The 9,282-nt window shown below is 54.5% G+C and carries 8 protein-coding genes and 1 pseudogene; 7 read left to right on the top strand and 2 right to left on the bottom strand.

Annotated features, from left to right (window positions below):
- The first annotated feature begins 65 nt into the window (after positions 1 to 65).
- The 4 genes and pseudogenes from ACQUQO_RS14515 (at position 66) to ACQUQO_RS14530 (ending at position 4,958) form a co-directional block, all read left to right on the top strand.
- Positions 66 to 1,589: a metallophosphoesterase gene (locus tag ACQUQO_RS14515; protein WP_435078837.1), complete on the top strand. Its 1,524-nt coding sequence runs from the start codon at positions 66 to 68 to the stop codon at positions 1,587 to 1,589.
- A gap of 87 nt (positions 1,590 to 1,676) precedes the next feature.
- On the top strand, positions 1,677 to 4,346 hold the full coding sequence (locus ACQUQO_RS14520; protein WP_435078838.1) for an AAA family ATPase: 2,670 nt from the start codon (positions 1,677 to 1,679) through the stop codon (positions 4,344 to 4,346).
- A 262-nt stretch (positions 4,347 to 4,608) separates the two neighbouring features.
- A pseudogene (locus tag ACQUQO_RS14525) lies at positions 4,609 to 4,740 on the top strand (IS630-like element ISHwa16 family transposase); the annotation flags it as partial.
- Positions 4,741 to 4,784: 44 nt separating this feature from the next.
- Complete coding sequence (locus ACQUQO_RS14530; protein ID WP_435078850.1) at positions 4,785 to 4,958, top strand: hypothetical protein; 174 nt, start codon at positions 4,785 to 4,787, stop codon at positions 4,956 to 4,958.
- Positions 4,959 to 5,332: 374 nt separating this feature from the next.
- Here the strand turns inward: ACQUQO_RS14530 and ACQUQO_RS14535 are convergent, their stop codons facing one another.
- On the bottom strand, positions 5,333 to 5,698 hold the full coding sequence (locus ACQUQO_RS14535; RefSeq protein WP_435078840.1) for a homing endonuclease associated repeat-containing protein: 366 nt from the start codon (positions 5,696 to 5,698) through the stop codon (positions 5,333 to 5,335).
- A 106-nt stretch (positions 5,699 to 5,804) separates the two neighbouring features.
- On the opposite strand from ACQUQO_RS14535, the gene ACQUQO_RS14540 reads away from it, so the two are divergent.
- A protein-coding gene (locus tag ACQUQO_RS14540) for an IS1595 family transposase (protein WP_435078842.1) occupies positions 5,805 to 6,682 on the top strand; the annotation gives its coding sequence in 2 pieces (ribosomal slippage) (positions 5,805 to 6,261 and positions 6,261 to 6,682; 879 coding nt in all).
- Between the two features lie 8 nt (positions 6,683 to 6,690).
- Here ACQUQO_RS14540 and ACQUQO_RS14545 read toward each other — a convergent pair.
- Positions 6,691 to 7,818 (bottom strand): tyrosine-type recombinase/integrase, encoded by a 1,128-nt coding sequence (locus tag ACQUQO_RS14545; RefSeq protein ID WP_435078844.1) that lies wholly within the window; start codon positions 7,816 to 7,818, stop codon positions 6,691 to 6,693.
- Between the two features lie 306 nt (positions 7,819 to 8,124).
- Between ACQUQO_RS14545 and ACQUQO_RS14550 the strand changes: the two genes are divergently transcribed.
- Positions 8,125 to 8,661, top strand: coding sequence for a DUF7342 family protein (locus tag ACQUQO_RS14550; protein ID WP_435078846.1), 537 nt, complete (start codon positions 8,125 to 8,127; stop codon positions 8,659 to 8,661).
- Positions 8,662 to 9,111, top strand: a complete 450-nt coding sequence (locus tag ACQUQO_RS14555) for a hypothetical protein (RefSeq protein ID WP_435078847.1) — start codon at positions 8,662 to 8,664, stop codon at positions 9,109 to 9,111.
- The last annotated feature ends 171 nt before the right edge of the window (positions 9,112 to 9,282 follow it).

Consider the following 9,282-nt stretch of genomic DNA (forward strand, 5'->3'; position numbering starts at 1 on the left):
CTCCCAGACGAGAACGTGAATCCCATCGCTAGGAGCTTATATCAATCGAAGCACTGGATTGGGATATGACGGTCATTATCCATACTTCGGATACCCATCTTGGTTATCATCAGTATCATCTCTCCCAACGTGCTGTGGACTTCCGGCTGGCATTCAAACAGATCGTCGACGCAGCAATCGAACGCGACGTTGATGCTGTCGTCCATGCAGGCGACTTCTTTCATGATTCAAACCCTGCTGTCAATCCGATACTGGATGGTATTGCCCAGCTTCGTCGGCTGAAACAAGCAGATATTCCGTTCCTGACTGTCGTTGGAAACCACGATACTACGCGCGGTAAGCAGTGGGTCAATTTCTTTGAAGCCGTTGCAGATGGAACCCACCTTGGACATAAGCCCGTTTGTTTCAATGACGTTGCTATCTACGGGTTGGACTACGTCCCGCCGTCAAAACGTGACCAGCTCGAATATGATTTCGATCCACATGACTGCACTCATGCTGTCCTCGTCGCCCATGGGTTATTCAAACCACTGACTGCTCACGGTGACTGGTCACTTCCAGACATTCTCTCTTCGTCCACCGTCAGCTTCGATGCTGCCCTTCTCGGTGACGATCACGCCCCAAAACACGACGACATCGGCGGAACGTTCGCTACCTATCCCGGTTCGACCGAACGTACTGCCGCTGATCAGCGCGGGGATCGACGCTTCACTATCCTTCGGTTCGGTAACGATGCCGGTAGCGGTGAGACCGAGGATTGTCCACCAGGCATCTCCCACGAGGAAGTGCCACTCGACGTACGGAAGCACGAGTACATCGACATCGAGGCCGACGAGGACATGGATGTCGTTGCAACGGTCCGAGATGAACTCCGCGACCGCGATGTACAGGATGCAGTCGCAGTAATCACAATTTCCGGAGAGGGCGATCCAGTCACCGTTGCACCTCTCGAAGAGTTCGGCGACGAACAAGGGGCACTCGTCACCCGTGTCTCTGATCGTCGCCGGCGTGGGGTCGGCCGTGTTGCCGTGGACGTCTCGTTCGCCGATCCCGACGAGGCTGTCGAACGCCGACTCCGGACTCTCGGTCTCAGTTCAGTGGTTGCCGATCTCGAACAGCAGGCCCGAGGCGACGATCCAAAAACCAGCAATCTCACGGATGTGATTGAAGAGACAATCAATGACTGCATCGAAGAAGATGCCGCCGACTTCGAGCCAACCGAACCGGAACTCACTCTCGAAGAGCTTCGCGCCCAAGCTGACGATGGTGAAGGTATGACATTAGATACCACGTCCACCTCTCAAACGCCGAGTATGAGCGACGGTACAGCGTCCGTTGAAGAGTCTAACAATGATGAGGAGGTCGAGATCCGGACTGATGAGGGATCGGCCAACGAAGAGGTTACTCTTCCCGGTGGAAACGGACAGAATCAATCTGCCGAGATTGACGAGCAATCTTCGCGATCAACGACGACAGACGAAGCGACCGAGTCTTCGAATGAGAGACAGACTAAGAGCGAAGAGAGTAACGATGAAGACGAGTCAGAAACAGCAGAGACGACCTCACAGGTGGACTTCAATGACTTCTGATGTCCCTCGTACTTGTCTCGGATTGGAAATAATTGACACACCCGCTTGCTCACGAATCCACTTCAAAAACCTCAATCACACCTAATCATGCAATTCGCACGTCTCACTCTGGATTCATTCAAGTGCTTCGAAGACGTCAGCGTCGAATTCGATACCGGCGTCACCGTCATTCATGGCCCGAACGGCGCCGGGAAATCTTCGCTTCTCGAAGCGTGCTTTTTTGCGCTCTACGGCTCTGAAGCACTGCCCGACAACAAGAATCTCAACCACCTCATCGAAAAGGGAGAAACCGAAGCGGCCGTTCAACTGTGGTTCGTCCACGGAGACCATCAGTATCGGCTTGAGCGCTCGCTCCGGTATTATCCCGACAGCGACCGCATCGCCCACGAAGCCGAACTCCAAACGCCCACTGGCACCGAGGAAGGGGTTGGACAGGTTGATGCTGCAATTGAAGCCATCCTCCGAATGGATGCTGACGCGTTCCTCAACTGTGCATACGTTCGGCAGGGCGATATCAACAAACTCATCACCGCTGATCCGGAGACGCGCCAGAACATGATTGATGAACTCCTCCAACTCGGTAAGCTGGAGGAGTACCGCGAACGAATGGACAACATCCGCATCGGAGTCGATCGCGTCAGGCGCGATCGAGCAGCGAAGCTCGAAAATGTTCACAGTAATGTCAAACAGCTCAAAGCGAAAAATCTCGATGACCAACACGAAGAGGTCGAAGATCAACTTAAACGAATTGATGAGGAAGTCGACGATCTCAACGAAAGAATCGACGATGCGGAGGAACACCAACAGGAGGCGATACAGGAACTCGAAGAACAAGAAAGCCTCAAGGAGGAACGAGACGAGCTAAAAAATAAACTCAGCGAAGAGCGGAAGACCCTCGAAGAGAACAAACAAAAACAGGATGCACTCCAGCAACAAAAAGACGACCACGATGAAGCTATCGATCGACTCAAACAAGAGGCTGAAGAGCATCTTGCGAACACCGATATAGACGAGCTGGATCTTGAGGCGATTCGCCAACGAAGTGTGATTGTTGAGGGTGAGCTTGACGAACTCGAAGAACAGCGCGATGCTATCGAAGATAAAGCTGAGGAGTTCGAACAGCAAGCCAAGGAAGCACGAGAGACAGCCGTCGAACTAGAAGAAGAAGCCGAGAATCTCGACCAACAGGCCGAAGGAAAACAGAGTACGGCCGACGAAAAGGCCGACCAACTCGACGAACGGCGAGAGAAGCTCAGCGATCTCGACGAGCGAATGGATACCATCGAGGAGCGGTTTGCAGAAAGTCCGGCGACAATTGACGAAATTGAAGCGTACAAACAGGATATCAACTCCGACCTAAGTGAAGCACGTGAGAAACACCAAGAGGTCAAGGGAGACCTCTCCGCGGCGCAGGATCGCGTTCAGCACGCCGAAGAGCTCTTAGAAGAAGGTCGCTGCCCCGAATGTGGCCAATCCGTCGAGGATGCGCCAGACGTTTCGAACCTCGATGACCTTCGCGACCGTGCGACGAAGCTCCAAAGTAATCTCCAAGAAATCGACGAAACCATCGAACAACTCGAGAGCGATCTCAAGACAGCCCGCAATCTCGAACAGATGGCCGGCGAGTACGAACAGCTCACCGACCGCAAGCAGGACGTTAGCGGTCTCCTCGAAGATTTAGAGAATACAATCGAATCGCTTCGCGAGGAGGCCAGAGAATACGAAGAGGAAGCCGAGGAAAAACGCGAGGAGGCCAACACGCAACAGGAAGAAGCCGAAGAATTTGACGAGCAAGCTGAGCAGAAGCGAGACGAATACGACAACTACGCCGACCGAGTCAGCGAAGCCACGGCCGAACAAGAAGCGCTCGAGCGTGCTGAAACAGCTCTCGACAAGGCCGACCGCCGCGCCGACCAACGCGAACAAGTTGTAGACCGGCTTGGCGACTTCGAGACGTTCAGCGAAACCAATACCGAGGAGATCGAACGACTCGAGAGCGAGATTGCGGCTGTTGAAGAGAAGCTTGACCCTGAGCGCATCCAACACCTTGAAGACCAGCGTGACGAAGCCGAACAAGAACGGAGCCGTCTCAACGACGATAAACAGGACCTCGTTGACGAGCGCAACGATTTACAAGGACGCAAGGGCGCTATCAAACGGGAACTTGAGGAACTCAATGAGAAGCGCGAGCGCGAAGCTGAACTTCAGACACAGGTAAAACAGCTCGAGACTGCGGTCGAACAGTGCGAGACAACCGAAGAAATGTACCGAAACCTCCGGCACGATCTCCGCGTCCAGAACGTCCGACAGCTCGAAGAGATGCTCAACGAGATGTTCGGGCTTGTTTATCAAAACGACACGTACGCCCGTCTTGAACTTTCCGACGAATACGAACTAACCATCTATGAAAAATCAGGTGAAACACTCGAACCGACCGACCTTTCGGGTGGGGAACGGGCATTGTTCAATCTCTCACTTAGGTGTGCGATCTATCAGTTGCTTTCGGTCGGCATCAGTGGACAGGCACCGTTGCCACCACTCATTCTCGACGAACCCACTGTACATCTCGATGAACAGCACGTCAACGAGATCTCGACGCTCGTCACCCGGATGCGTGACCTAGGCGTCGAACAGACCATCGTCGTCTCCCATGAGGAGGAGATCGTGGACTCGGCCGATGAGCGCTTAGAAGTGATGCAGAATGCGACCACGAATCGTTCACGAGTACGAGCAGACTCACTCGATCTCCTTGCGTAGATATTAGTGAAACAACCAAAAATGCTATAAATAACTTGACTAAGAACTCAACTACATTTGAGGATGATGAAATAGGAGATCAATCCGATTTTCTCGTCTCCAGTAAACAGAACTCGAAATCGAAATTCTGAGTTATATTCGATTACGAACCCGAAACGCCTGACATACGTGTCGTTTGACGGTGTTTTCCTCGTGTGCATCGAGGTTTGGCTGTTATACCGTCTGCCGGAAGTTTTGATACGCCAGCGAGCTAGTCGCCGATATGGCCAAGGAAGGGAACAAGATTCCCGACCTCACGAAACGTCGAGTCCGCGAGCAACTCGCGGACGAGACAGATCCGAAGGCGATCAAACGTCTCACCGCTGCTCGCGAGTATCTCGAAGGACTCTCACCGCTGCGGCGGTGAAGGACTTCGCCGCCGATGAACCGATTGAACTGGTGTATTTCCCGACCGGATCGCCAGATCTGAACCCAACCGAAGAATACTGGCGACGACTCAAACCCGCCTTAGCAAACCGCTACTTCGGCAGCTGTGCTGAAATTCGATCAGCAGTCTGGACAGCACTCGAATCGATCAGTCCACCGGGAATCTATCAATACCTCTGTCTCTGAGTATAGTGGCACAGTGAGTCGGTTAGCGATGTCTTCAAACAGTGGTCCAGAAATACTCTTAATCGCTCATGGTTTGCTCGCAGTATCTCCAAATTCAGGAAAGGATAGTGGCGGTGAAGGCTGGCATTGATACAGTCACAGCGTGTCATAGAACTCTTCACATTCCTCACCAAGAGCCCGAGAAACGATATCCGAGAAGCTGCCAGTATCGTCGCAATCTAGAGCCAGCGGTAGCGGGCCTCTCGACTGACACATGAAAACCATGCCAATCGTTCTATGACACTCTGACAGTTAGGGTATGGACTTTCCAGTATGTACCACTAAGCACGAGAACAGTTAATGATCTCAATTGCGTCGCTTTGCAGAGAGTTCAGTTACTTGCTGTTGAGTACCGGAAGTCCCGCAGCATCAAGCGCATCAGACCACGATCCGAATCTCCTCTTGTAGGTTGATGGACTCGCCATATCTTCACAGTCGCCTACGGCTGTGTGTGTCGGGTACTCGCCATCACTAGCGAATTCACGGAGTTCAGTAAGGAGTTCTTCATTGGAACGTCGACGAAGGCGCGGTTCGAAACCGGCAGCGTCAAGAGCATCATTCCATGTCCCAAAGTGGCGGATAAATGTGTCAACAGTAGGAAGATCATCTGCATTATTTATTTCAGGGGCAGTAGGTGGATTTCCATGCTTGTCAGCAAACTCGTGGAGGACACCAAGAAGTTCAGTATCGGTATACGTCATTTGATTCTGTTGACCGTCTAGATCTCTCGCTTGCCGCTTTTAAGAAACTACGCTCATCCCGACCAGTCGTAACTTCTACTGAGACGGAGAACAAACGCGGCTGGTAATGGACAGCGAGACGGTTTCGGTCTTCCTGCCGAACCGCGAAGACTGTTACGAGCGGCTCCGTCGCGCCCGGTTTGGCGCGACGGTAGCCTGCGTTCACTGCGGAAGCAACGAGGTCATCAGGAAGGGGACGACCGGCAAGGACGCCCAGCAATACTACTGCAACTCCTGCGAGACGTACTTCAACGACCTCACTGGGACGCTGTTCGAACACCACAAGTTCCCCATCGAAGAACTGTTCTACATGCTCAAGGAGACGCGATCTGTGCCGACCGCACAGATCGCTCGGGATCTCGACCGTGACTACGAAGCCGTCCTCAACTTCGTCCACGAGATCCAAGACCGGTGCAACGACATCGCTGACCTCACGCTCAGCGATGTCTGTGAAGCTGACGAAATCTACGTCACAGCCGGCGAGAAGGGCATAAAGCAGGAAAGCCCGCGCGAGCGCGGGCTGTCAAAAAGGGACGCGGAACGTTTCAAGGAGACAAACCGCCAGTCGTGACACTCGTCCGTCGGAGCGACGGACGAGTTCGGTTTCTGGTTCGGGAGAATCTCCAGAGTGTCGACGAAGAGATCGCCGAATGCGGCGACGAGAGCGTGATTCTCTGTACCGACGATTACGGAATCTACAACGACATCGACGACTACGACGGGATTGACGGCCATTTAGCCGTCAATCACTCCGAGACGTACGTGATCGGTGACGCACACGTGAACACGTGCGAAAACCGCCACGGCTTCGTGCGGCAGTGGCTCGAGAAGTTTCGAGGCGTTTCAAAGCACCATCTTCAGGGCTATCTCGACTTTCTTGGTCTTCAGCTGAACGCTACTGAAGATTGGTTCAGGAGGTTACTAGGTGACGACTCATCGAGATGAGCGAGAAACTATTCACTATCTGCCTCTTCGAAGGCACTGGTCATCTGATCGGCGAGTTCGCCGGCTTCGATATGCGAGTAGTGTTCGCGCACGACCTCCTCGGAGTTGTCGAGTGCTCGGGCGGCAGCTGCGTGCCCTGACGTCCGCACGAGAACTTCACCAGCACCGCGCCGGGCACCATGAGGCATCAGGTATTCCTCGCCGTCATCGAGTTCGATTCCCGCCTCCTCACAGAGACGTTTGAGGACGTGCCGACCGGCGTCGGTCGTTATCGACGGTGGTTCGATGTCGTACTCGACGCAGAGTTCGATCAACGAATGGTCGGTACGCATCTCCTCGATTTCCGTGTTGGTATATCCACGATGGTCCAGCCCATCTGTCACCTGCTGAGAGAGCGTCGGGCGATGAAACGAGGGAAACACCGGCCAGCTCTCGCTCGGTGCGTCGAGGACCTTCTGGTACATCTGCAGGGGATGAATCACTGGGTTGGGAAGGCCTCGATCGTCGAGGCGCTGCTTTTTCGCGAAGACCGTCGCATAGCGATCTTCGAGGTGAACATCTTCCCACCGAAGCCCTTGGCGTCGCTCATCACTCCGATCACGAAGTATCTCCGCACCTCGTACACCGGAGTACGACAGTAGGTAGACGAGCGCCCGATCGCGGCAGGCTTTGATCGCTGCTTCTCGATCCTCACCGACGTTGTCGATGGCAGCGCTGGCCTGCTCGTCGACGAAGGAGGTGAGTTGCTGGCGATCTTCGGCGGACCATGCCTGCTGGTCGCCACTCTTGTGACCGCCGTTATCTGGAATCGGTTCGGTCGCATTACGGCGCTGAGCGACGTTCTTAGCGAGGTGGCCTTCGCGAACAGCCCAGCCGCAGAACGCCGAGATATACGCGTAGTAGGTGCGCACTGTACCCGCAGTCCAGCCTTGACGAGTAAGGTGACGTGCGTATTCGCGGAGGTGACCGGAGTCCAACTCGTCGAACGTCGTCGGACTGTCTTCGTGCTTGACGAGGAATTTGACAAACCGATCGAGCTCTCGGCCCGCGTCTTGGCGGTAGTTACCGCTCTCGCCACCCTGACCTTTGCCCTTGTCCGTCAGGAAGTCCTCGGTAACCGCATCGATCCGTACCACGCTACGCGCCTCCGTTGCGTTCGCTGGCTCGAGCACTGTTCTCGGGGCGAGTAACCGTGGTTCTAGGCCGTGGCATTGTGCTCGCTGTGACAGAGGGCGGGGGAGTGGATAAATCTACGTGTGCTTATCCAACTAAGCACGAGTAAACAGCAAATCCTCCAATTCCGCCGATTTCAGCCACTTCAGGGCTACAGGGACGCATATTCGGAGATATAAACTGCATTCTACTATAATATTTGCGCGGCAGCCAGTCAAATATCTGCTCGTTCCAAATATATATTGCGGAGGGGGCGCGTATTCCTCTCTATGACTGATTTCGACCCAACACCATCCGAAGACGATATCAACACAGTGCGCCAGCGCTGGTCCGAGAACACCGATACATTCGGGCGCGTCTACAACACTCTCCTTGGAATCACCGAGCCGACATCCTATCCCGACATTGCAGAGATCGCCGACTGCTCGCCCAACGCCGCGAAAAAGCATCTCGAACGTCTCGCGGAGATGGGTATCGGCCGGGCCGACCGCCAGAGCCGCCCCGCTCGCTACGAACGCAATGAGGGCTACCTCGAATGGCAAGACGCGAGTCGTCTCGCCGACGAACTCACGGTCGACGAGATCATCGACCGCGTCCACCAGCTCGAAGACCGCCGAGAGGAGTTCGAACAGCGCTTCGAGACGACCGATCCCTCCGCAGTTTCGGTGTTCGAGCGCGACGATCACGACGCGATTCATGAGCGCATGAACGCCATTAGCGACTGGCAGGCGCTTGACCGCGATATTCGTCGCTACGAACTCGCACGACAGCTCGCCCAGAACGACGGTCATCTCCTCCCGGCATAGATGACTCCATCTCCAAGGGATAAACTACCATCAACCGGACCGCCGGATCGCCAGACGCTCCGGCTCGTTGAGAGTCTTCTGACGGACGAGCCAATCGTCGCCACAACCGAGTTCGAGCCCGATAGCTACGAGCCTCGCACCCTTCACGCACTATGTGAAAAGAGCCGGTATCCAGCAACAGTCGAGACCGCTCGGTTGGATATCCGCTGGTTCACCAGCGGTGACTTCTCGCTGCATTACGTCGAGACGATGACCGCCGGTCAATGGAAATGCCGCTGGGACCGCCACTCCAACCCGCACAACGCACGCCTCCATTTCCATCAACCACCGAACGGAAACGATATCGTCGATCTCACGTGGTCGTCGCTCCATCCGATCGATGTACTCTCGACGGTAATCGCTGCAATTGAACAACGGATCGACCAGCACTGGTCAGCCAAAGAATTCTAAGACCCCACTCACCGCAAATCTTCGGGCAGACGTCCTGACTGACGCTAAGAGCGGGACCAATCATTATCATATGCAAGTTTCGTCATTCGTCTTTAGCTAACTCCAGCGGTTGGTTGAGCGACAGTAGCGAACTGCTCCTGTAGGACTGGACGCTGTTGATGGATCTTCTGG

Origin of the sequence: Halococcus sp. AFM35 (assembly GCF_051195015.1) — an archaeon.
GTDB lineage: Archaea > Halobacteriota > Halobacteria > Halobacteriales > Halococcaceae > Halococcus.